We start from the raw sequence: 21,341 nt of genomic DNA, 5'->3' as shown, positions 1-21,341 counted from the left end.
GAACGTGGTGGGCCCGCCGCCAATACCCCTGGCGACGGGCCCATCACCTCTGCCGGAGACCCGTCAGCACGACCAGGCGTCGTTCTCCACCAGGTAGATCCGGAACCCCTCCCACAGGTCGGGGGCCGTGGCACGGGCGCGGAGCGTGCCGTCGCCGCCGATGTCGGCCGAGACGTACCGGTCGTTCACCGCGGACGTGATGTTGATGTTGCTGTTGTGGGAGTCGACATCGTAGTAGCTGTAGATGTGGAACTTCTCCCACGAGTCCACCCACGGGGCTCGCGCGTACAGGGTCCCGTCGCCTCCCGTGTCGGCGGAGACGTACTTGCCTTCGGACGACAGGAGGGTGTAGTCGTAGCCGACGCCGCGAAGGGTGAACCTCTCCCAGGTTCCCAGCCCGTTGTCGCCATTGGTCCGAGCGCGCAGCCTCCGGTTGTCATTCCCGAATTCCGCGGCGACCCAATAGAAGCTCGCGTTCGAGCGCAGGTACACCGTCCGGCAGTTCGATGCGGACGCGTGCCACTGGGTGCCCGTGACCCGCACGGACGACTGCGCGGCCGCGGAGGCCGGTTGCGCGAGTGACAGCACGGTCAGCAGGCTGAGTGCCACCGCCGCAGCGATCCGCGATCTTTTCCCAGACATCAAAAATTCACTCCTGTTCTGTGGGTTACAGGGGAGAATCCAACCGGGAAGCGCGCGTCGAGAGCGGACGCGCTCCCCCACGCGCCCGCAGACCCCCCTCGGCTCCAGGGCACCGGACCGGCACCCGAGGAGCGATGTCCGGAATACTAGGGATCGACCGGAAGACGCGTCAAGTAAAGTTTACTGAACAGGTTGGACGATGGCCGAACCGCACCCGCAGCGCACTCTGGACCAGGCGCTGACCACCCTGATCGCCAAGAAGGCGGCTCGCGACGGCGAGCACACCGTCACCGACCAGGCCATCGGCGAGCACATCGGGAAGTCGCGCACCACGGTGTGGAAGCTGCGCACCGGCCAGGAGCGGAACCCGAAGATCGAGACGCTCGAAGCGCTCGCCCGGTTCTTCGGCGTGAAGGTGACCTACTTCCTCGACGACGACAAGGCCGCGGTCGCCGACGAGCAGCTCGAGTCACTGGCCGCCGCGCAGCGCCTGCAGGAAGCCGCCGATCGTGGCGGCGTCACGGGCATCAACGCCCGGCTCGGCAGCCTGTCCCCGGAAAGCCTGCTCGCGGTCGCCCGGCTCATCGAACAACTGGACGAACCGGACGCTCCCGCCTCATGACGGATCCCCTCCGGGACGCGGGGGCGAGCCTGTCCGCCGTGCGGCGCGCGATCGAGTGCGTGCTGGACGAACTGACCTGGCCGGCCCCGTTCGACCTGAACGCACTGCTGGAGCAGATCGCCGGCCGGGGCGGCAAGCGCGTCGCGCTGCTGGCCACCGCGCTGCCCCGAGACGGGGCGGGCGGCTTGGTCATCGAGCGCGCCCGGGACCTGGTGATCGTGGTCGACGAGACCCTGCCACCCCTGCAGCGGGAGCACGTGATCATGCACGAAGCGGCCCACATCCTGTTCGGGCACCGCGGGACCTCGGTCGGCGACCTGACGCAGGAGGAACTGGACGAGCTGGATCCGGAAGCGGTGCGCGGTGCGCAGCGGTTCGCCAAGCGCGAGGGCTACTCGGCCATCGACGAAAAGGTGGCCGAGATCGCGGCGGCGCTGATGTCCTCGCGAGCCGCCGCCGTCCGGCGCCGGGGCGGCCGGCCGCTCCGCTCCGACGCCGTCGCCGAAGCCAACAAGCGGTTCGAGGAAGCCCTTCTCGCCCGGCGGCCCCGCTCGTGATCTTCCTCGACAGCACCGTCCTCGCCGCGACGGGCGCGACGGCCGCCTGGTTGCTCTTCCTCCGTGCCGTGCTGCGCAATCCCCGCAACGACGCGCTGCTCTGCGCGTGGCTGTGCGCGCTGCTCGTGGCGTTCGGCCTCTACCTCGGCCTGCTCGAATACGGCGCGGAAGCCACCCGTCCGCTTCCCCTCTGGGCTCGGATTTCGGCAACCACACAACACGTCTGCACCGTCGTGGGGCTGTATTCCGGCTACTGCGCCTACGCCTTCCTGGTCCACGAGCACCGGGAAGCCGTGCGCCACACCGTCCGGCAGGCCTGGGTGCTCGCGGCGACCCTCACGCTCATGGTGCTCCCGGCGGTGCTCGCGGACCCCGGCGACTTCACGGCCGCGCACCTGGGGCACTACGGCGAAAGCTCGCTCGCCGGCGGCTACCTGGTGGTGTTCACGATCTACGCCGGGATCATCGTGGGTGCACTGGCGAAGACGTCCTGGACGTGGTCGCGCCGGGCCGACGACCGCTGGATCCGCCGCGGGCTGCTGGCGGGCACCGCGGGATTGCTCGCCGGCGTGCTCTACTTCCTGCTCCGCGCCGGGTACCTGGCGCTCGCGGTCACCGGTCACCAGCCCGCGGCGAAGGAAGGCTCGCTCATCGGCTGGCTGCTCGCGGTCGCCGTGCCCCTTTCCCTGTGCGGGCTGACCGCACCGGTCTGGGGACCGCGGTTGTCGCAGGTCAGAGGCTGGTGGTGGGCCTATCACGCGCACCGCCGCCTGCGCCCGTTGTGGGCCGAGCTCACCGGCGCCTTCCCCCACGTTCGCCTGTCCCTCCCGCCGTCGCGGCCCGGGTGGTCGCCGCTGCACCGTCACGTCGACCTGCGGCTGCATCTGCGGGTCATGCAGATCTGGGACGCCCGGCGCGCCCTGCTCGGCTACTGCCGGGACGCCGACTACCGACGCGCGCTGAGCGAGTCGACGCTGCCCGAGCCACGCAGGGCGGCCCACGCCGAAGCCGCGATGCTCGCCGCCGGGCTGCGCCGGTTCCGCACCGGCCAGTCCCCCGGCGAGCCGGGCGGAAACCACGCCGAGCCCCGCGTCCGGGACGCCGACCTCACGGCGGATGTGGCCTGGCTGGTGCAGGTCTCCAGGTCACTACCCGTCACCGGACCGGCTGATTGACGGTCAGGCATCAGTCAGCCCAGCTCGGCGATACCGGCAGCGAGCAGCCGGACCGTGGGGAGTTCCATGACCGCCGTCGCGGGGAGGTTCCAGCAGGCGGCGATGCGGACCGCGCCGGCGGACCGGCCGCCCAGCTCGAAGAAGTTGTCGTCCGCGCCGATCTCGTCGTAGCCCAGCGCGGCGGCCCAGCGGGCCGCCACCTCCTGCTCGAGGCCCGGCTCCGGCTCGACGAATGGCGTGCCCAGCGCCGGCCGCGGCCGGACCGAAGCCGACGTCTGCACCGACTCACCGGCCTGGATCGGCCGAACCAGCGGAACGCCGGAGAGCACGACCTCCGTCAGGTGGTCGGCGGCGGCCACCGCGGCGAGGACCTCCGGTCCGGGGTCCGAAGTGGACACGACCGTGGTCCACCGGCCACGCCCCGCGAGCCGGGCCACGCGGGCCTGGGCCGCCAGCGCGCGTCCGGCGGCATCCGGCCGGACGACGAGGATCCCCCGCCGGCCGCCCAGGTCCGGGACGTCGTGGTGCACCTCGGCTTCGGCGTGCCCGGTCAGCTCGCACGGCTCGTGGTGCAGGCGCCACGACTGGTCGCCGCGCACCGCCAGCGAAGTCTCCCGGTGCAGCACCGCCGCGAGGACCTGGTCGACATCCGCAGCCGCGCCGACGTCGACGTGCCGTGCGGTCAGCGCCGTGAGCGACGCGTGTTCGGGGGTGGTCAAGTCGGGGCCGAGGACGCCGACCGCGCCGGACGTCAGGGTGACCATCCCCGGCCACAACCCGGCCGCCACCTCGACGTCCCCGGGTGAACCGCCCAGGGCGAAGCCGTGCACCACCGTTCGCGGGACCACGACCAGCGAACGCAGCAGCGCAGGCAAGTCGCCCGGGCCCACGACGAAGTCACCGGTGTCGAGCGCGGCGAATCGAGGACCCGGCCGCACGGTGGTCACTTCGGAACCGGCCAGCGTGATCCGCTCGGCCAGCGCCTCGCCGACCGGATCGGCGGCGAACACCAGCCACGGCCCCGCCGCCCGCACCCGCCGCTCCAGGCCGGTCACCGGCTGCGGGTCGAGCCGCCACGAAGGAACGTACGCAGCCGAACGCGGGGCCGAAGCCGGATCGACCCAGAACCGCTTGCGCTGGAACGGGTACGGCGGCAGCTCGACCCGGCGGCCCGCACCGCGGTGCAGGGCCGGCCAATCCACCGCGCAGCCCGCGAGCCACAACCGGGCCAAAGTCGCGAGGACCCACTCGTCGGCCGAGCCGCCCTCGACGTCGATCGTGTCACGGGCGCTCTCGTCCAGCCGGATCCCCAGCCGGGTCAGCCCGGCCGTCAAGGCCGACAGCGCACCGGCGCGCGTGGGGGCCGGCGCGGGCACGTCGTCCCCGGCGAGAAGGCGGTGCACGGAAGCGGCCGTCGCGGCCCAGCCCGAGCCGGTGCCCGCGACCAGGCGGAACCGCGGGTCCCGGCGGCGCGTCTCGCCGTCGATCCAGCGGCCGGGGTCGGCCAGCGCCACCACGGCGTCCGGAACGTCCCGGCACACCACGGCCCGGCGGAGCGCGAAGTGCCCGCGCGAGACCTGAAGGGTGAAAGCGACGTCGGCGAGGTTCGAGTCCGGATGCGAGGCCAGGTGGGCGCGCAGCCGCGAGGTCACCTCGTCGAGCGCGGCAGCGTCACCGGCGGAAAAAGCCAGCAAGCAAAGGCCGCTCGAAGGCCGGGGTTCCCGGGACGGTGGCTGTTCGAGGACGACGTGCGCGTTCGTCCCGCCGACGCCGAACGAGCTGACACCGGCGCGCCGCGGCGTGCCGTCCGCGGGCCACGGGCGGTCGGCGGGCAGCACGGTGAAGCGGTCGCCGAGCGCCGGGTTGGGGGTGCGGAACCCGGCGGTGCCCGGCAGGACGCCGTCGCGCAGGTTCAGCGCCGCCCTGATGAGCGAGGTGACGCCGGAGGCGCGGTCGAGGTGCCCGATGCTGGGCTTGACCGAGCTCAGCACGCACGGCGCCGCGCGGCCGGCCCCGAAGACCCGGTTCAGCGCGGCCAGCTCGATCGAGTCGCCCAGCGGCGTGCCGACGGCGTGGCACTCGACGTACCCGACCGTCTCGGGTTTCACCCCGGCCACGGCGAGCGCGGTGTCGACCACCGCGGCCTGCCCGGCGACCCCGGGCGCGGGGTACCCCGCGCGGTCACGGCCGTCGTTGTTGACCGCGGAGCCGAGGATCACCGCGTGCACGACGTCACCGTCGGCGAGGGCGTCCTCCAGGCGTTTCAGCGCGACGACGGCGGCGCCCGACCCCATCACGGTGCCGTTCGCGGCGGCGTCGAGGGCACGCACCCGGCCGTCCGGCGAAAGGATGTCGCCGTCCGAGTGAACGTGGCCGCCGGTCTGCGGCAGCGGCAGCGCCGCACCGCCGGCCAGGGCCAGGTCGCACTCGTAGGTCAGCAGGCTCTGGCACGCCAGGTGCACCGCGACCAGCGAGGTGGAGCAGTAGGTCTGCACGGTGATCGCCGGGCCGCGCAGGCCCAGCTTGTACGACACGAGCGACGTGAGCGAATCCCGCTCCACGCCCGCGGAAAGCAGGGGCTTGCCACCCGGTTCCGCGGCGAGGCCGGGAAGGTTGTGCGTCAAGTAGTCGGGGTACGCACAGCCGGCGAACAACCCGACGGGCACGCCGGGATCGGTCGGCCGGTACCCGGCCCGCTCCAGCGCTTCCCACGAACATTCCAGCAGCAGCCGGTGGTGCGGCTCCAGGGTCTCCGCCTCACGCGCGCTCAGCCCGAAGGCGGCGGCGTCGAACGTCTCGACGCCGCCGGCCACCGGCCCGCCGACGCGGACGTGGCCCGGGGTGCCCGGGTCCACGCCCGCGTCGGCGAGTTCGGCGTCGGTCAGCTCCCGCAGGCCGGGCACCCCGGCCGCGAGGTTGCGGCGCAGCTGCTCGACGTCGGCGGCGCCGGGGAACCGGCCCGCCATCCCGACGAGCGCCACGGCCGATTCGTGTGCCGGTTCCGTCACAGCAGGTCCTTTCTCGGGGAGCCGCCAGGTCAGAGCAGGTGGCTGCGGCCCCAGCCGTGGGCGAGGCGGTAGGTGGCGAACGCGCCGGTGGCGATCCCGATCCCGAGCACGATCAGGCCCGGGCGCAGCATCGCTTCGGCGTTGCCCGCCACGGCCGCGCGGATGAGCGACAACCCCCAGTAGCCCGGGGAGAACGGCGCGATCGCCTGCGCCCACGACGGCATCAGCGACACCGGCAGCAGCGAGCCGCCGAGCGAGCTGATGGTGATCGCGCCGAGGTCGACGGCCACGATCAGGTCACCGCGGCTGCGGACCACAGTGGACAGTGCGGCCCCCATGGCCAGCAGCATGAAGCCCCACAGGCACATCGCCCCGAACACGAGGCCGGGCGACACCGGGAACGGCATGCCGACCACGAGCCAGCCGTAGATGATCAGCACGCCCTGCTGGATCAGCAGCACGACGAACACCGGGACGGCCTTGCCGATCAGCAGTTCCGCACGGGCGGCGCGGCTGGCGCGCAGCCGGTCCCACGTGCGCCACTCGCGTTCGACGAAGATCGCGTTGCCCACGATCGCCATGGCGAACACGGAGAACATGACCAGCTGCCCGGTCACGGCTTCGACGGCACCGGTGCCCAGCGCCTTCACGTACAGCGGCTGGAAAAGCACCATGAAGATCATCGGCGTGATCAGGTAGCTGATCAGCTGCGAGGGGTCGCGCAGGCGCAGGGTCGCGTTGTAGCGGACGAGGGCGCCGGCCCGGTAGAGGGAGTCAGTGCGCGTCGACATCGGTCACCGCCAGGGAGTGGTAGAGGTCGTCCAGGCTGGGGTTGCGCAGCTCGACGGATTCGACCGGTCGCGACACGGTGGGCAGCAGCTCCAGCAGCGTGCCCGTCGGGTCGGTGGTCGAGACGGTCAGCTGGTCGTCGGCGGTGCGCACGCGGACCTCGCCGGGCAGGCCGGACAGCAGCTCGTCGGCGCCGCCGCGCGCGATCACCCGGCCCTCGGCCGCCACCGCGATCGTGGCCTGCAGGTCGGTCAGTTCGGTCAGGTAGTGGGTGGTGTAGACCACTGCGGCTCCCTCGCCTGCTCGTTGCTTGACCACGTCGAGCAGCGCCTGACGGGTCTCGGGGTCGGCACCGGCGGTCGGCTCGTCCAGCAGCAGCAGCGCCGGCCGGTGCACCAGCGCCGTCGCGGCCTGCGCCCGCCGCTGCTGGCCACCCGAGAGCAGACCGCAGGTGCGGTTCAGGAAACCCTCCAGCCGCAGCGCGGCCGTGAGGTCGTCGATCGCCGTGCGCAGCGCGGCCCGGCGCAGGCCGGCGAGGCGGCCGTACAGCTCCAGGTGCTCGCGCACGGTCAGCGGGCGGTACAGCGCGATGTGCTGCGGGGAGATGCCGATGCGGCCACGGGCGCGCGTCGGCGACTCGCCGTCGACGAGCACCGTTCCGCTGTCCGGGCGCAGCAGCCCGGACACCATCTCGACGAAAGTGGTCTTGCCGGCGCCGTTGTGGCCGACCAGCCCGACGATCTCGCCCGCGGCGACCTCGAGGCTGAAGCCGTCGAGGGCCTGCACTTCGTCGTAGCGTTTCCGGAGGTCTATTGCTTGCAACATAGGGATCGCTCCTTGCGATTCACGGCTTTCGGACTGTCGCACGGGGACGGCGGGAGCGGTGGGCTCCCGCGGTGGCAGGAAACTGCCGTCATTCGCGGCCGGCGGGCACCGCGCTCAGCGCGTCGCGCAGGGCGACGCGGTCGAACTTGCCGTTGACCGACCGGGGCAGCCGCGGGAGCACCTCGATCCGGCGCGGCAGCATGTACACCGGCAGTTCCTTCTCCAGCGCGCCGGTGATCGCGTCGGCCGTCGGTTCCGGTCCCCCGGTGCCGGCGACCGCCAGCACGATCCGGTGGCCCAGCACCGGGTCCGGCACACCGAACGCGGCCGCCTCCCCCACCAGGCCAGTCGCGTACGCGGCCTCTTCGACCTCGGCGGGACTGACGCGGTAACCCGACGTCTTGATCATCTCGTCGGTCCGGCCGACGAAGTACAGGAACCCGTCTTCGTCGCGGTAGACGGTGTCGCCCGACCAGACGGCGATCTCCTGGCGCACCAGGCCGTCCGGGCCCGGGACCGGACGGAAGCGCTCCGCCGTGCGCGCGGGGTCGTTCCAGTAGCCGAGCGCCACGAGCGCGCCGCGGTGCACCAGCTCGCCGTGCTCGCCGGGGTGGCAGGGCGAGCCGTCGGGGCGCAGCACGAGGACTTCGGCGTTGGGGATGGCCTTCCCGATCGAACCGGGACGGCGGCCGGCCTCGGCCGGGTCGAGGTAGGTCGAGCGGAACGCCTCGGTGAGGCCGTACATCAGGAACGGCTGCGCCGCCGGGAAGAGCTCGCGCAGCCGCGTCAGCGTGGCGCCGGGCATGCGGCCGCCGGTGTTGGCGAAGTAGCGCAGCCGGGCGGTCGCCTCGGCGGGCCACTGCTGGGTCACCAGCTGCAGCCACAACGGCGGCACGCACGTCAGGCCCGTGACGCCGTGGCGGGCGCACAGCCGCACGATCTCCCGGGGCAGCAGGTAGTTCACCAGCACCACGTGCGCACCGGCGGCGAACGCCGTGGTGAGCTGGCTGAACCCGGCGTCGAAGCTCAGCGGCAGCGCGGCGAGCACGACGTCGTCGCGCGTGTGGCCGAGGTAGCCCGCCACGCTCTCGGCACCGGCGAGCAGATTGCGGTGGGAGAGCACGACACCCTTGGGGCCGCCGGTGCTGCCGGAGGTGTACATGATGGCGGCCGGGTCGTGGTCGATCACCTCGGCGGCACCCGGGACCGCGACCGGCTCGGCCGCGGCCAGCTCGTCCCACGCGGCCGAGCCGAACACGACGACCGGGGTGCGCTCCGGGACCGCCTCGCGGACCGTCGCCAGCCGCTGGGCGGTCGTCAGCACCACCACCGGCGCGCAGTCGGCGGCCACGTGGGTGACGTGCCGGGCCTTGAACAGCGGGTTCAGCGGCACCAGGACCGCGCCCGCGGCGGCGGCCGCGAACAGCGCGACCACGGTCTCGAGGCGCTTCTCCGCGTACACCGCCACCCGGTCCCCGCGGCGCACGCCGAGGCGGTGCAGACCGGTGGCGACCCGCGCGACGGCGTCGGCGAGCTCGGCGTAGGTCAGCGTCCGGTCCTGGTAGGTCAGGGCCGGGTCGCCGTCCGCGCCGCGGGCGAGGAGCCGGTCGAGCCGCACCGGGGCGGCCGCCTCAGACATCGGCGGGCTCCGGCACGACGTACTCCGCGACGGCGGCCCACAGGCTCCCCGCGGTGGCGAAGGTGTCCTCGGTGAGCAGCTCGTCCGGCAGCTCGAACCCGAAGGTCTCCTCCAGGTCGGTGACGAGCTGCACGACGCCCATCGAGTCGAGCCCGAGCGCGGCGAGGTCGTCGTCCTCGTCGATCCCGTCCCCGAGCGCGTAGGGCAGGTGCGCGATCAGGACCTGGAGGAACCCTGGCGGGATGGGGAGTGTGGGGTCAGGCATTTCGTCACCCTGTTTCGCTTTCGGCGGTCAACCGTGTCCTCCCGAGGACACCACCGGGCGAGCTCACCCGGCCATCACCGCGCTCTCATCGGGCCACCGCCCGGCGAGAGCGGCGTGAGAGTGCCCCGAGAAGAGCGGCTGCGACGGTGGAAACCGCAGCAGCCCAGCGGATCCGCCTTGGAGGCACGATGTCGACGGCCACTCTCCCGCCGCCCGGGGCGTTCTCCCTGCCCGAGCCCGACCCGGAAGCCGAGCTGTACCGGTACGCGGCGCGCTGCGGCCGGATCCCGTCCGTCGCCACCGCCGCGGCGCACCTCGGCCTGCCCGCCGACACGGTGCACGCGGCCGCGGTGCGGCTGGTGGAGCTGCACCTGCTGCGCACCGAAGCCGACGGCGGCCTCGTCCCGCGCGAACCGGAAGCGGCCGCGGAGCTGGTCGTCACCCCGCTGGAACGCGCGATGTACGAGCGGCGCGAGATGGCCGACCGGCTCCGCGAACGCATCGACGGCATCACCCGCGCCCCGGCCGGCGTCACCGGCCACGCGGGCGCGCTCGACCGGCTGGAAGGCATCGCCGAGATCCGCGGCCTGGTCAAGCTGGCGGCCGAGGTGTGCCGGGACGAGCTGGTGGTCCTGCACCCGGGCGAGGCGGCCGACGACCTGGTCGACGAGCTGCTGGACGCCTGCTACTCGGTGCTGGGCGACGGCGTCGGCGTCCGGGTGGTGTGCCCGCACCGCAGCCGCGCCGGCTACGCGGCCCGCGCCCGCCTGACGCAGCTCGCCGGCCGCGGAGCCCGCATCCGCACGCTCAGCCGCGTCCCGCAGGCGGCGGTGGTCTTCGACCGGTCCCTGGCGGTGACGGTGGACGTCACCGAGCTCTCGGCCCGCCGGGTGCGCGACCAGGGGATGGTGCGCTTCCTGCTCGGCCTGTTCGACCAGCTGTGGGACGGCGCAACGCCGTTCGCGGCCGAGGACCAGGGCTACAGCGGCGAGATCGCCCATGACCTGCAGCAGACGATCGCCCGGCTGATGGCCCAGGGGCTGACCGACGAGGTGGTGGCGCGGCGGCTGGGGATGTCCGTGCGCACGTGCCGCCGTCACATCGCCGCGATGCTGCAGAACCTGGACGCGGTGTCGCGGTTCCAGGCGGGAGTCCAAGCGGCTTCCCGGTTCACCCTCGCCTGACCCACCGAGCGCCCCAAGTGCCCCGAGCGCCCCAATGTGGCGTTGGTTGCGTCCAACGCACCGAACGCCACATTGGGTGCGCTGGACGCACCGAACGCCACATTGGGGCGCTTTGCCCGGTACACGAAGAGGGGCCTTCCGAAGCCGGAAGGCCCCTCCTCTCTGCCCGCCCTACCAGCCGGCCGCCGCGGCGACCACACCGTAGGTGCGCCGGAGATCGGTCATCCGGTAGATGCCGGCCTCCGGGATCCGGACGCCGTACCGGTGCTCGATCCGGGCGAGCAGCTCGATCACCACCACCGACGTGACCCCCAGGTCGCCCGCGAACGATGCCGCAGCGGCCACTTCGGTGGCGGGAACCGAGAACAGGTCGGCGGCCAGTGCCGCCAGTTCGTCGAAGCGGGCCGGGACAACGGACACCGCAGGCGAGGCCGCGCGCCGGAACGGGCGCGGCGGGCGGGCGCACCCCGCCGCCGCGACCGCGACCACCAGGTCGGCCTGGTGGCTCAACGTCACCACGATCTCCTCCAGGCCCGCTTCCTCCGCGATTTCCGCCGCGCCGCCGCCGAGGGTCACCAGCGGCGCTCCCCAGTCGTCGTTGGTGACCTCGATGTCACGCCAGCGCAGCCCCTGGCCGAACCCCCGGCCCAGCATCTTGCAGGTGGCCTCCTTGACGGAAAACCGCCCGGCCAGCCGTTCCAGGGACCGTTCGGCACCCATCCGGGCGGCTTGCTCGAGCTCCACCGGGGTGAAGACCAGCGTCCGGTACCGGTGGTGCGCCGCGACCTCCGCGAACCGCGGGATCGACATCAGGTCCACGCCGATCCTCATCCACTCCGCCCCCCGAGCAAACTCGCCGTGGGCGCCACCGACGCGGGGACCAGCCGCAGCGCGGCGACGTCCACCGCGAGCAGCGACAGCCAGCCCTCGCGCAGCGGGCCGCGCGTGTGCAGCAGGACGCGTTCGCCGTCGGTGACCACGCCTTCGGCCAGCGCCGCGCAAAAGGCCAGCCACGCGTCGCACGGGCCGCGGCCGGTGAACCGGTGGTCACCCGTCAGCGCGGGTTTGCCTTCGCCGCAACCGGAAACCGCCAGCGGGGAACCAGCGCCGCGCCGCAGCCGGACGCCGACCGCGGCGAACCGCGGGTGGCCGGCCGCCTCGTCGGCGAACAGCGGCTCGTCGCAGACGACCGCCGTCGCCTCGGTTTCGACCGCCCACTCCAGCAGCCCGAAGACGGCGGTGCCGCCGAGCTCGTCGAGGTGTGTGAGGCCGACGTCCTCGCCCGCCCAGCCGCTGCGGTGCACCAGCCCGGCCAGCGCCGCCACGTTCGGGTCGCGAAGCGGCCCCGACCGGACGAAGAACAACGGCTGCGGCAGCGCGGGCGGCCCCAGTGCGGCGAGCACCTGCGCCGCGACGTCGACGTCGTCGTCCTCCGGGATCCGGACCATCAGGCGGGACAGCGGGATGCCGGCGGCGGCCAGCCGCTCCGGCGGCACCAGGTCGGCGGCTCCGGGCAGCGCCGCGAGCGGCACGTACTCCTCGCGGCGGGCGGCGGCGAACGCGATCGTGTCGATCCCGAGGTCAGGCATCGGCGTCTCCCGCCTGGTACCCGCGCGCCACGTGGAGGCGGTGGATGTTGCTCGTGCCCTCCATGAATTCGAACGCGTGCACGTCCCGCGTCCACTTCTCCAGCAGCGGGTGCTCGATGAGCCCGGCCGGGCCGAGCGCGGCCGACGCCCAGTGCGCCGTGGCCACCGCCAGACCGACCGCGCCGAGCTTCGCGGCGCTGGAGAGGTAACCGCGCTCGGGGTCGCGGTCGATCCGCGCCGCGGCCTCGTACACCAGCTCGCGCCCCGCTTCGGCGCGGGCGAGGGCGAGCTGGCCGCCGGGGGCGTTCTTGCGGTGCTCCAGCACGTACTCGACCATCGCGAGCGCGGTGCCCACGGCGGACGCGGCGATCCGCACCCGCATGTGGTTGAACGTCGTGATGGCGGCGAAGATCCCCCGCCGCGTCACCGGCAGGTGGTCGCCCAGCATCCGACCCGCGGGGATGGTGACGTCCGAAAAGGACAACCGGCTGATGTAGGCGCCGCGCAGCCCGATCATGTCGAGCTTCTCGCCCTGCCAGCCGGGTGCCGGGACCTCGACCAGCGCCGCGCGGATCGACAGCGCGCCGCGGCCGGTGCGGCCGAACACCACGCCGACGCTGCCGCGGGCGGCGTTGCCGACGTAGCACTTGCCGCCGTTGAGCCGCCAGCCCTCGCCGTCGCGGTCGAAGCGGGTCTCCATCGCGGTCGCGTCGTTGCCGCGGCTCTCCTCGGTCATCGCGAAGAACGACCAGCGGCGGCCGCCGTGCATCCGGGTGAAGAACCACTCCTGCTGCTCGGGCGTGCCGAGCAGCTCGACGAACACCCCGGCCAGCCCGGGTGACGGGCAGGCCAGGATCGCGCCGACGTCGCCGCGGGCCAGCTCGATCAGCCCGGCCACGTTCTCCAGGCACGAGCCGCGCTCCATCGCCCGCAGCAGCGGCGTCGACGGCAGGGACTCGCGGTACTGCGGCGGGGTGTCGGCCTGCCGCACCATCTCGAACACGGGCGAGCCGTAGTGCTCCTCCATCGCGTCCGGGTCGGTGTCGATGGCCAGGGCCCGCGACCGCAGGTCCGCGGCCGCCTCCCGGCTCAGGTCGCGGACCGCGCGGACCCGTTCGCTCAGCTCGATCATGCCGGTTCTCCTTCCGGTTCCCGGTCCACCCAGGTGCCGGCCACCAGTGCCGAGACGTAGAGCGACCGCGCGGGTGAGGTGGCCAGGAAGCCCGAGGCCCCGAGGTGCTGGGCCACCCGCCAGCCCAGTTCGTCCAGCTCGCGGTGCACGTCGGCGACGGCGGCCGGGTGCCGCTGCGAGCGCACCTGGGCGCGCAGGCGTTCCACCGCGGCCATCACGTCGCCGATCGCGCCGGCGATCAGCTGCTTGCGGATCAGCGGTTCGTCGCCGGAGGTGCGCTGCGACAGGTGCTCGACGACGTGGTCGAGCACCGAGCGCAGCACCCCCAGCCGAACGGCGGCCAGGTGCCGGCCGAAGTCGGCCAGCTCGTGGGCGTCACGCTCTTCGCGTGGACGGCCCGGGCAGGCGAGGAAAACGATGTCCTCGCGGTCGGCCAGGCTGTGCGTGCGCACTTCGGCGCCTTCGGGCACGGCACCGGCGGGCACGGCCGCGTACCGGCCGGGGGCCAGCCGGTCGGCCGGGGTGGCGGGCAGGGCCCGCGCGAGTCCGGCGGCGAGGCCGTCACTGCGTGCGGTCCGCTCGCATTCGAGCAGGCTGGTGGTCACTTCTCCTCCACGACCTCGACGATCACCGACTGGAAGTAGGCGCCCTGGCCCACGGAGACCAGGGCGCAGCGCTCACCGGGGCGCAGCCGTCCGGCCGCGTCGGCGTGCTGCAGGGCGAGCAGGGAGTCGACCCCGAAGTTGTGCCCGCGCTCGGCGACCAGCTCCAGGGGGATCCGGTCCATCGGGAACCCGGAGAGCCCGCTGAAGGTGCGCCAGAACATGCGGTTGGACAGGTCCGGCAGCACCCAGTCCACATCGGACAGACTGAGGCCGGCGTCCCGGGCCGCGGCGCCCACGACCGCCACCGCCTGCTCGCAGCACACCTTGCCGAAGAGCGCGAACTCCTCCTTGGTCATGCGCAGGCTGCGGTGGAACCGCGGGTCGCGGGCGCTCGCGCCGCCGAGGTAGCGGTAGCGCGACGGGCCGCGGGACACCACGAGCGCCGTCGCGGTGTCACCCGCGATGGTCGTGCCCGGGATGTAGCGGCCGCGGTCGCTCGCGCTGCCCTGGTCGCCGCCGAGGACGAGCACGCGGTCCGCCGGCCCGGCACCGGGCCGGGCCAGGTAGCGCCGGGCCAGTTCGACCGAGCGCAGCACCGACGTGCAGTTCACGTGCGACACCCCGAAGAACGGGACTCCCGGCAGGCCGAGCGCGTCGCGCAGCCGGTCCGGGAACGTGCCGCACAGGTCCAGCTCGGCGATGAGCAGCGTGTGGCCGTAGAGCACGAGGCTCGCCGTCCCGCCGCCGAGTGCGCCCCGCCCGGCCTCGGCCAGGTGGTCCGCCATCCGCTCGCCCGGCGCGAGCACCGGGCTGTCGCGCAGGCCGTAGATGCGGCCGAACATGCGCCGCTCCAGCGGTTTGGCGCCCGACCGCACGAGCACGTCGTCGACGGCCTCGACGCGGCCGGGCAGCCGCACGGCGACCCGGGACAGCCCCGTGTCCATCAGTTCTCCCTCCCCGGAACGAGCAGGCAGCTGCAGAACGTGCCGCCCGCGGGCTCGAAATCGGCCAGCAGCACCGGTTCCGCCAGCGGCCAGCGACGGGCGAGGCCCGCCCACACGCCGGTGCACCACAGGTCCGGGACCGCTTCGACGCGGCCGGCGTACGGGGTGCCCGCGAGCCGCTGGGCGAGTCCCGCGCCGGCCAGCACCGCCACGCCCGGGTGCCGGTAGAGCACGTCGGCCAGGGCGAGGGTGGCGGTGTGCGGCCCGGTCCCGCCGAGCCGCACCTCCTCCAGCTCGGTCACGGCGACGTCGCCGGTGGCGCCGGCCCGCAGCAGCACCGCGGCGTCGGGCCGGTGCGTGGCCGGGTGGCCGCTGTCCCACAGCACCGCGTTCTGGTCGAAGACCAGCAGCGCCGCCGAGGCCGCCTCGCCGAGCCGGCACATGCCGTCCAGCAGGCGCAGCGCGGTGAACGCCGCACCCGGTCCCGGCCCGGCGACCGAGCACGGGGCCGGGTTGCCGGGCAGACGTCCGGCGAGGTAGCAGCCGGCGACTTCGGAGTGGTACAGGTCGGGCGAATGGTAGGCGAGCACCACCGCGTCCAGCGGCGGTAGCGGAGCCCCCACGTCTTCCAGGAGGGCCTCGGTCATTTCGATGAACCCGTTGCCGGTGCGGGCCAGGAAGTCCTCCTGGTCGGCGGCGGCGCCGAAGGTCTCGACCATGAGCCGGGCCAGTTCCGGGCGCATCCCGAACACCGGCTTGGCGCGCTCGGTGAACACCCGGTGCGTCACGCCGGTCAGGTGCACCCCGGCCGGGCGCGGGGGTACCGCGGCCCGGCCCGGCGGCGCGAGCGTTTGGAGGGACATGACTCAGACCGCCGCGGCGGCCCTGGCGAAGGCCGACTCGATGTAGTCGGTCAGGCTGCCGACCGTGCGGAAGACCTCCGGGCCCAGCTCGTCCGGGTCGATCTCGAGGCCGATGGTGTCCTCGAGGCTCATCAGCAGCTCGATGACGCTGGTGGAGTCGAGCGCCAGGTCCTCGAACAGGCGCAGCTCCGGGGTGACGCCGCCGATCTCCTTGTTGAGCACGGCGGACAGGGCGATCTCCAGGTGGGCGACGATCTCGGTGCGGTTCATCTCGGCTCACTTCCCGTGCTGGTGGTGGTGTCGGGCTGGTGCAGGTGCTGCTTGCGCAGCAGGTCCGCGGGCTCGTCGCGGTCGCGGACCAGGAAGGCCGCACCCCCGCGCACGAGCACCTCGGCGGGGAACCCGTGGCTGAGGAACAGCCCGGGTGAGGCCGACGGCCCGTAGGCGCCGGAGTTCAGGACGCCGACCAGGTCGCCGGAGCGCAGGTCGGGCAGTTTCACCTGCTTGAGCAGGGTGTCGTTGGGCGTGCACAGCGGACCGGTGACGGTCCACGGGCGCGGTTCGACGGTGTCGTCGGTGTCTTCGCCGGCCGCGCGCGGGGTGAGCAGCACGGCCGGGAAGTTGCGCTTCACGAACGACCCGATGCCGACGGCCGCCATGTGGTGGTGGGTGCCGCCGTCCGCGACGGCGAACCGCTCCCCCATGGACTCCTTGACGTACCGGACGCCGAGCACGTAGACCCCGGCGCGCCCGGCCAGGAACCGGCCGGACTCCATGATCAGCCGCGTCGCCGGGTGCGCCCGGTGGAACTGCTCGAGCATCGGGTTGATCTCGGCAGCGACGTCGGCGGCTTCGAGGTCGTCCTCGCCCTCGAAGTAGGCCACACCGAGACCGCCGCCGATGTCGACCGCTTCCAGCCGGATCCCGGTCTCCGCGGCGACCCGTTCGGCCAGGTCCAGGGCGTAGCGGGTGTTCTTGCCGATGACCTCGGCGTCGAGGATGCGGGTACCCATGTAGACCTGGATGCCGGCGACGTCGGCGTGGCGGTACTCCGCCAGCCGCGGCCCGGCGGCGAGGACCTGGGCCTCGTCGATGCCGAACTGGCGGGGCTTGCCGCCCATGGTCAGCCGGGAGCCGCTGATCGCGCAGGTCGGGTTGATCCGCAGCAGCACCCGCTGCCGCTTCCCGAGTTCGGCGCCGAGCCGGTCGATGTCGTCGAGCTCGTCGAACGACTCGCAGACGATCGCGTAGACGCCGGTTTCCAGGCAGGCCCGCAGTTCCTGCTCGCTCTTGCCGGGGCCGAGGAAGATGATGTCCTCCGGCCGCGCCCCGGCCTTGAGCACGGTCTGGAGCTCCACGATGGACGAGACCTCGGCCCGCGCGCCGCCGCCGTGCAGGGCGGCGAAGACGCTGATGTTCGGGTTCGCCTTGAGGGAGTAGAACACCTCCAGCGCGGGGTGCAGCACGGCGCGCAGGCCGGTGATGGTGGCGTGCAGGACGTCGCCGTCGTAGACGTACAGCGGCGTGCCGAACCGCTCGGCCAGGTCTTGGTAGTCGATGTCGGTCATGCGGTTTCCCCTGCCATGGCGGCGAGACGGCGCTCGGCCTCGGTCCGGACGGCGAGGGCCTCGTCGGCCGAGTCCCCGACGCAGATCGCGTAGAGACGGCCGTGGAAGGAGCCCTCGCCGGTGTTCGCGGCGTTGAGCGTCGCGAAGTTGTTGACGAGCACGCCGGTGTCGCCGGCGCCGGTGAAGAACAGGTCGCCGAGTGCGCTTTCCACCTCGGCGAAGGTGTGCTCCCGCTGGAGTTTCAGCGAGAAGGTCGCCGCGATGGCGTGCCGGCCCTCGGGGATGAACTTCTCCGCGATCCGGCTCTGGTAGGTCGACATGTTGAACCGCGCGTTGATCTCCAGGCACGGGTAAAGCGTGCCGTCGGCAGCGAGCATCGCGTCGACACCGACCATCCCGAAGAAGCCCTCTTCGTGCAGCGCGCGGCCGATCTTCTCGACGGCTTCGGCCAGCTCGCGGGCCGCGACCGGCGGCAACTCCACCGGGAAGCGGTGGCCCTGGTGGACGCCGTTCTTCAGCACGGCCGCCTTGACCGTCTCGAACCGGACGCCGCCGGTGCGGGAGACGACGAACTGGTAGTTGAGGTCCTGGGCGTGCTCGATCCAGGACTCGACGACCAGGTTCGCGGGCGCGTCGGCCCCGCGGCGCTCGATCAGGCGCAGCAGGCGGTTCGCGCCGCGCTCGTCCTCGACCACGACCATGCCGCGCCCGGAGACGCCGAGCGACTCCTTCACCACGACCCGGCCGCCCGGCGCCAGCTGCGCGGTGAGTGCGTCACGCAGCTCGCCGACCGTGTGCACCACCCGGCCGGGCACTTGGCGCAGGCCGAGCGCGTCGACCAGGCGACGGCTGAACACCTTGCCGTTCACCGCCTTGCAGATCTGCGCGGTCGAACCGGCCAGCGGCAGCCCGGATTCCTTGGCCAGTGCCTCTTCGGACGCCGAGATGCCCAGCGGCATGAGGTAGGTGTAACCGTCGGCCAGCTCCCGCAGCTTGCCCAGGAGCTCCGGCGAGCCGAGCGCGTCTTCGGTCACCATCGCGTCCGGGTCGTTGTGCTCGGCGATCAGCGTCGAGCCGTCGGCGGCGCCGATCCGCGCGAGGTAGGCCGCGAACGCGGGGTCCATGGGTGCCTTCAGCACCACCAGGTCGCCCTCGCCGGCGAGCAGCGCGCCCATCTCCTCCATGCGGTTGACCGTGGCCCCCGCGAACGAGATGCCGGCGCCGGGCAGTTTGGGCTCGCCCACCGCCCAGCTGCGTTCCACCTCGAAGTTGTTGACGAAGACGAACCGCGCCCCGGCGTCGCCGGTGAGGTCCTTCTTCAGCCGTGCCACGAAATTCATCCCTGGTTCCCTTCTCCGATCTCGACGACGGCCGCCGCGAAGGTCGCCCCGAGGCCGGCCGAAGCCAGCAGCACGAGGTCCCCCGGATCGACCCGCCCGTCCGCGCGCGCCGCCGCCAGGTTGATGAACGGGTCGGAGCTGTAGCAGTGGGCGTACTTCCCGACGTTGTCGAGGAACACGCGGTCCCGCGGCACGCCGAGCGCGCCCGTGATGCGTTTCCACGACAGCTTGTTGACGTTGTGCGGCAGGATGGCGGCGATGTCCGCGGCGGCGACCCGTGCGTCGTCGAGGGCGTCCTGCATGACCTGGGCGAGCGCGTCCGGGTAGAGGTGCTTGTACTGCAGCTGCAGGGCCTCGTCGCAGTCGATGCCGCGGTAGAACTCGCCCAGCACGGTCAGCGCGCGCCCGAGGACGCGGTCGCCGCGCGGGTCCGGACCGAGCAGCACCGCGGCGGCGCCGTCACCCTGGATCGTGGTGTCGCGGATCAGGCGGGCCTCGTGCATCAGCACCTTGTCGCCGGTCAGCACGAGCACGCGGTCGCCGGGGGCCGCGGTCGCCAGCAGCGACCGGGCCACGTGCAGGGCGTGGATCCCGACCACGCAGTTGAGGTGCGAAAGGCTGAACGCGGTCGCGCGGTGCAGCCGCAGCCGCGTGCGCACGTCCTCCAGGAGACCGGGCGTGGCGACGGCGACGTGCTGCATGGTGTGCGCGTGGACCAGGAACCGGACCGAGTCGCGGTCGGTCCCGGCCAGCACGCGCTCGCCGGCGCCCGCCAGCAGGTCGGCCAGGTCGAGGCCGTCCGCGACGGCGACGCGGTCCAGGCCGAGGAAGCGGGTGAAGAAGCGCAGCTGGGTCGCGTCGAGGCCGAGCGGGCCGGCCAGCTCGGCGACCGGCAGGCTCGTCTCCGGCACGAACGACGCCACGCGTTCCAGGCGGGGTGCTTCGAGCAGGGACATGGTTTCCTCCGATCTCGGGCTCAACCGCGGGCCGGCACGAGCTCGTGCGCGAGCGCGGACAGGGGGCGGGCGGTGGTGAACGGGACGAGGCCGGCCGACCAGCCGCGTTCGTGCAGGGCTTCCACCACGCGGGGCAGGCGCAGCACGCGCCCGCCCGCCCCGGTGTAGCTGCGGGCCGGGTCGACCTCGCCGAGGCCGTTGACCTGCGCGACGACGTCGGTGAGCACGCGCTCGGCGGGCGCGGTTCCGGTTCGCTCGGGTTCGGCTCGGATCCGCTGTGGCTTCGGCGGGGTGAAGCCGATGAGCGCGGCGGCCTCGCTGACGCGCAGGTCGGTGCCGGCGTCGCGGTGGGCCTCGACGAGCCGCGCGTAGCCGCGCAGGAACCGTTCGACGGCCTCGGCGTCCATCACCGCGTCCAGGGCCTGCAGGGCCAGCGTGATGCCGTCGGCCCATTCGTAGACGCGCAGGTAGCTGTCGGAGCCGGCCCGCGCCCAGTCGTCGGGGGCCGCGTTGACGGCGTACCGGTCACGTTTGGTGCGGCACGACCGCGGCGCGTTGTCGAGGAAGTTCAGCTCGGCGACCACACGCACGCCCTCCTCGGCAATCAGCTCGTACACGCGGTCGTAGGGCACGTGCGCGTGCGCCATCGCGTGGCTCACGCGGGCGGCGGATTCCTTGACCACGGTGGAGAACAGCGGATCGCCGTCGAGGTCGGCGAGCACCGGCGTCGGGTAGGACAGGCACGTGACCGCGCCGCCGAAGCCGCTGGCGTCGCGCTGGCTGGTGTACATCCGGTGCGCGACCAGCGTTTCACCGGTGTACGCGGCGAGCGTGACGGCATAGGCGGCGAGGTGCACGGCCGAGGGCCACACGTGCTCGCGCGCGGCGATCGCCCGGGCGGCCGACAGCAGTGTCGGAACGGTGTAGGAGGCGCTGTGCGCGGCCTCCGAAGCCTTGCGGCGCGTGGAAAAGACGTCCGCGGGAAGTTTCCGGACGATTTCACGCCAGTGGTTCAGCGCGGGCTCGAGGTCAGCCTCGGTGCGGCTCTCCTCGAAACGGGCGAGGTCCACCGGCTGGTGTTCGACCGGGTTCAGCACCGCAGGGCGGCCCTCGGTGCGCGCGGCCAGGAGCTCGTCGAGCTCGGCGGCCAGGCGGTCGAGGGCGACGTCGTCGAAGGCCAGGTGGTTGAAGACCAGGTGCAGGCGCACCAGCCGGCCGCCGGCGGTGACCACGCAGGCCCGTAGGGGCCACTCGCGGGCCAGGTCGAACGGGGTACGGGTGAGCCGCGCGATGACGTCCACGGCGTCCTCCGTGGTCGCCTCGGTGACCGGCTGCGGTGCCGGCGGCTGCACGAGCTGGCGCGGCCAGGCGCGGCCGTCCGCCGCAGTGCCGGTGAGGTCGTAGACCGTGCGCAGCACCTCGTGCCGGCGCACCAGGTGGGTCAGGGCCGTGCGGACGGCCGCGACCGTGCAGCCCGCGGGCAGCGGGTAGCTGGTGCCGATGTGCGCCTCGTACCGGGACGGCGCCGGCACCCGCAGGTACCGCAGCAGGTGGTGGTGCTGTCCCCAGCAGAGGTTCGCGCTCTTCGCCTCGGGCATCCGGGGCCTCCAACCGTGAATCGTCGTACGCCGATGGTGG

21 protein-coding genes are annotated in these 21,341 nt (G+C 73.1%); 4 read left to right on the top strand and 17 right to left on the bottom strand.

Going from position 1 to position 21,341, the window contains the following annotated elements; all coding sequences use genetic code 11:
* Positions 1-63: 63 nt before the first annotated feature.
* Entirely contained in the window at positions 64-642 is a 579-nt protein-coding gene (locus Q5425_RS33725; RefSeq protein ID WP_308676401.1) for a hypothetical protein, read from the bottom strand.
* A 199-nt stretch (positions 643-841) separates the two neighbouring features.
* Here Q5425_RS33725 and Q5425_RS33720 point away from each other — a divergent pair, with 199 nt between their 5' ends.
* The 3 genes from Q5425_RS33720 to Q5425_RS33710 are packed head-to-tail and all read left to right on the top strand — an operon-like array spanning position 842 to position 2,996.
* Positions 842-1,264: a helix-turn-helix transcriptional regulator gene (locus tag Q5425_RS33720; protein WP_308676400.1), complete on the top strand. Its 423-nt coding sequence runs from the start codon at positions 842-844 to the stop codon at positions 1,262-1,264.
* A complete protein-coding gene (locus Q5425_RS33715) occupies positions 1,261-1,821 on the top strand; it encodes an ImmA/IrrE family metallo-endopeptidase (RefSeq protein WP_308676399.1) in 561 nt (186 codons plus the stop codon). The genes Q5425_RS33720 and Q5425_RS33715 overlap by 4 nt, the downstream gene beginning before the upstream one ends.
* The gene (locus tag Q5425_RS33710; RefSeq protein WP_308676398.1) at positions 1,818-2,996 is read left to right on the top strand and encodes an MAB_1171c family putative transporter; all 1,179 of its coding nucleotides are present in this window, start codon (positions 1,818-1,820) and stop codon (positions 2,994-2,996) included. The genes Q5425_RS33715 and Q5425_RS33710 overlap by 4 nt, the downstream gene beginning before the upstream one ends.
* A 14-nt stretch (positions 2,997-3,010) precedes the next feature.
* Here Q5425_RS33710 and Q5425_RS33705 read toward each other — a convergent pair whose 3' ends face one another.
* The 5 genes from Q5425_RS33705 to Q5425_RS33685 form a co-directional block, all read right to left on the bottom strand.
* Positions 3,011-6,004 (bottom strand): beta-ketoacyl synthase N-terminal-like domain-containing protein, encoded by a 2,994-nt coding sequence (locus Q5425_RS33705; RefSeq protein WP_308676397.1) that lies wholly within the window; start codon positions 6,002-6,004, stop codon positions 3,011-3,013.
* Between the two features lie 29 nt (positions 6,005-6,033).
* Positions 6,034-6,795 (bottom strand): ABC transporter permease, encoded by a 762-nt coding sequence (locus Q5425_RS33700; RefSeq protein WP_308676396.1) that lies wholly within the window; start codon positions 6,793-6,795, stop codon positions 6,034-6,036.
* Positions 6,779-7,618 (bottom strand): ABC transporter ATP-binding protein, encoded by an 840-nt coding sequence (locus Q5425_RS33695; protein ID WP_308676395.1) that lies wholly within the window; start codon positions 7,616-7,618, stop codon positions 6,779-6,781. Before Q5425_RS33695 ends, Q5425_RS33700 begins: the two co-directional genes overlap by 17 nt.
* Positions 7,619-7,706: 88 nt before the next feature.
* Entirely contained in the window at positions 7,707-9,257 is a 1,551-nt protein-coding gene (locus tag Q5425_RS33690; RefSeq protein ID WP_308676394.1) for an acyl-CoA ligase (AMP-forming), exosortase A system-associated, read from the bottom strand.
* Entirely contained in the window at positions 9,250-9,522 is a 273-nt protein-coding gene (locus tag Q5425_RS33685) for a phosphopantetheine-binding protein (protein ID WP_308676393.1), read from the bottom strand. The genes Q5425_RS33690 and Q5425_RS33685 overlap by 8 nt, the downstream gene beginning before the upstream one ends.
* 188 nt (positions 9,523-9,710) lie before the next feature.
* Between Q5425_RS33685 and Q5425_RS33680 the strand changes: the two genes are divergently transcribed.
* Positions 9,711-10,706 carry a LuxR C-terminal-related transcriptional regulator gene (locus Q5425_RS33680; RefSeq protein ID WP_308676392.1) on the top strand — a complete coding sequence of 332 codons (996 nt, stop codon included), beginning with the start codon at positions 9,711-9,713 and terminating at the stop codon, positions 10,704-10,706.
* 171 nt (positions 10,707-10,877) lie between these two features.
* Here Q5425_RS33680 and acpS read toward each other — a convergent pair whose 3' ends face one another.
* Genes acpS through Q5425_RS33625 form a run of 11 tightly spaced genes read right to left on the bottom strand, consistent with a single transcriptional unit; the run spans position 10,878 to position 21,301 of the window.
* Entirely contained in the window at positions 10,878-11,537 is a 660-nt protein-coding gene (gene acpS, locus Q5425_RS33675) for a holo-ACP synthase (RefSeq protein ID WP_308676391.1), read from the bottom strand.
* On the bottom strand, positions 11,534-12,295 hold the full coding sequence (locus Q5425_RS33670; RefSeq protein ID WP_308676390.1) for a hypothetical protein: 762 nt from the start codon (positions 12,293-12,295) through the stop codon (positions 11,534-11,536). The genes acpS and Q5425_RS33670 overlap by 4 nt, the downstream gene beginning before the upstream one ends.
* Positions 12,288-13,427, bottom strand: coding sequence for an acyl-CoA dehydrogenase (locus Q5425_RS33665; protein WP_308676389.1), 1,140 nt, complete (start codon positions 13,425-13,427; stop codon positions 12,288-12,290). The genes Q5425_RS33670 and Q5425_RS33665 overlap by 8 nt, the downstream gene beginning before the upstream one ends.
* Complete coding sequence (locus tag Q5425_RS33660; RefSeq protein WP_308676388.1) at positions 13,424-14,032, bottom strand: acyl-CoA dehydrogenase family protein; 609 nt, start codon at positions 14,030-14,032, stop codon at positions 13,424-13,426. Before Q5425_RS33660 ends, Q5425_RS33665 begins: the two co-directional genes overlap by 4 nt.
* Entirely contained in the window at positions 14,029-14,976 is a 948-nt protein-coding gene (locus Q5425_RS33655) for a 3-oxoacyl-[acyl-carrier-protein] synthase III C-terminal domain-containing protein (protein ID WP_308676387.1), read from the bottom strand. The genes Q5425_RS33660 and Q5425_RS33655 overlap by 4 nt, the downstream gene beginning before the upstream one ends.
* Entirely contained in the window at positions 14,976-15,839 is an 864-nt protein-coding gene (locus Q5425_RS33650) for a hypothetical protein (RefSeq protein ID WP_308676386.1), read from the bottom strand. The genes Q5425_RS33655 and Q5425_RS33650 overlap by 1 nt, the downstream gene beginning before the upstream one ends.
* A 3-nt stretch (positions 15,840-15,842) precedes the next feature.
* Positions 15,843-16,109, bottom strand: a complete 267-nt coding sequence (locus tag Q5425_RS33645) for an acyl carrier protein (protein ID WP_003100549.1) — start codon at positions 16,107-16,109, stop codon at positions 15,843-15,845.
* Positions 16,106-17,407, bottom strand: a complete 1,302-nt coding sequence (locus Q5425_RS33640) for a type III PLP-dependent enzyme (RefSeq protein ID WP_308676385.1) — start codon at positions 17,405-17,407, stop codon at positions 16,106-16,108. Before Q5425_RS33640 ends, Q5425_RS33645 begins: the two co-directional genes overlap by 4 nt.
* On the bottom strand, positions 17,404-18,747 hold the full coding sequence (locus Q5425_RS33635) for an ATP-grasp domain-containing protein (protein ID WP_308676384.1): 1,344 nt from the start codon (positions 18,745-18,747) through the stop codon (positions 17,404-17,406). The genes Q5425_RS33640 and Q5425_RS33635 overlap by 4 nt, the downstream gene beginning before the upstream one ends.
* Positions 18,744-19,703 (bottom strand): ketoacyl-ACP synthase III family protein, encoded by a 960-nt coding sequence (locus tag Q5425_RS33630; RefSeq protein WP_308676383.1) that lies wholly within the window; start codon positions 19,701-19,703, stop codon positions 18,744-18,746. Before Q5425_RS33630 ends, Q5425_RS33635 begins: the two co-directional genes overlap by 4 nt.
* Before the next feature lie 20 nt (positions 19,704-19,723).
* A complete protein-coding gene (locus Q5425_RS33625; RefSeq protein ID WP_308676382.1) occupies positions 19,724-21,301 on the bottom strand; it encodes a condensation domain-containing protein in 1,578 nt (525 codons plus the stop codon).
* Positions 21,302-21,341 lie beyond the last annotated feature (40 nt).

It is taken from the genome of Amycolatopsis sp. A133, from assembly GCF_031082405.1.
Classification (GTDB): Bacteria; Actinomycetota; Actinomycetes; order Mycobacteriales; family Pseudonocardiaceae; genus Amycolatopsis.
This window is presented reverse-complemented; position numbering and strand designations above follow the sequence as displayed.

Excerpts from the sequence above, each read along its gene's own strand:
- Q5425_RS33725 (WP_308676401.1), bottom strand. The coding sequence starts at position 642 with ATGTCTGGGAAAAGATCGCGGATCGCTGCGGCGGTGGCACTCAGCCTG.
- Q5425_RS33720 (WP_308676400.1), top strand. The coding sequence starts at position 842 with ATGGCCGAACCGCACCCGCAGCGCACTCTGGACCAGGCGCTGACCACC.
- Q5425_RS33715 (WP_308676399.1), top strand. The coding sequence starts at position 1,261 with ATGACGGATCCCCTCCGGGACGCGGGGGCGAGCCTGTCCGCCGTGCGG.
- Q5425_RS33700 (WP_308676396.1), bottom strand. The coding sequence starts at position 6,795 with ATGTCGACGCGCACTGACTCCCTCTACCGGGCCGGCGCCCTCGTCCGC.
- Q5425_RS33695 (WP_308676395.1), bottom strand. The coding sequence starts at position 7,618 with ATGTTGCAAGCAATAGACCTCCGGAAACGCTACGACGAAGTGCAGGCC.
- Q5425_RS33690 (WP_308676394.1), bottom strand. The coding sequence starts at position 9,257 with ATGTCTGAGGCGGCCGCCCCGGTGCGGCTCGACCGGCTCCTCGCCCGC.
- Q5425_RS33685 (WP_308676393.1), bottom strand. The coding sequence starts at position 9,522 with ATGCCTGACCCCACACTCCCCATCCCGCCAGGGTTCCTCCAGGTCCTG.
- Q5425_RS33680 (WP_308676392.1), top strand. The coding sequence starts at position 9,711 with ATGTCGACGGCCACTCTCCCGCCGCCCGGGGCGTTCTCCCTGCCCGAG.
- acpS (WP_308676391.1), bottom strand. The coding sequence starts at position 11,537 with ATGAGGATCGGCGTGGACCTGATGTCGATCCCGCGGTTCGCGGAGGTC.
- Q5425_RS33670 (WP_308676390.1), bottom strand. The coding sequence starts at position 12,295 with ATGCCTGACCTCGGGATCGACACGATCGCGTTCGCCGCCGCCCGCCGC.
- Q5425_RS33665 (WP_308676389.1), bottom strand. The coding sequence starts at position 13,427 with ATGATCGAGCTGAGCGAACGGGTCCGCGCGGTCCGCGACCTGAGCCGG.
- Q5425_RS33655 (WP_308676387.1), bottom strand. The coding sequence starts at position 14,976 with ATGGACACGGGGCTGTCCCGGGTCGCCGTGCGGCTGCCCGGCCGCGTC.
- Q5425_RS33650 (WP_308676386.1), bottom strand. The coding sequence starts at position 15,839 with ATGTCCCTCCAAACGCTCGCGCCGCCGGGCCGGGCCGCGGTACCCCCG.
- Q5425_RS33645 (WP_003100549.1), bottom strand. The coding sequence starts at position 16,109 with ATGAACCGCACCGAGATCGTCGCCCACCTGGAGATCGCCCTGTCCGCC.
- Q5425_RS33640 (WP_308676385.1), bottom strand. The coding sequence starts at position 17,407 with ATGACCGACATCGACTACCAAGACCTGGCCGAGCGGTTCGGCACGCCG.
- Q5425_RS33635 (WP_308676384.1), bottom strand. The coding sequence starts at position 18,747 with ATGAATTTCGTGGCACGGCTGAAGAAGGACCTCACCGGCGACGCCGGG.
- Q5425_RS33630 (WP_308676383.1), bottom strand. The coding sequence starts at position 19,703 with ATGTCCCTGCTCGAAGCACCCCGCCTGGAACGCGTGGCGTCGTTCGTG.
- Q5425_RS33625 (WP_308676382.1), bottom strand. The coding sequence starts at position 21,301 with ATGCCCGAGGCGAAGAGCGCGAACCTCTGCTGGGGACAGCACCACCAC.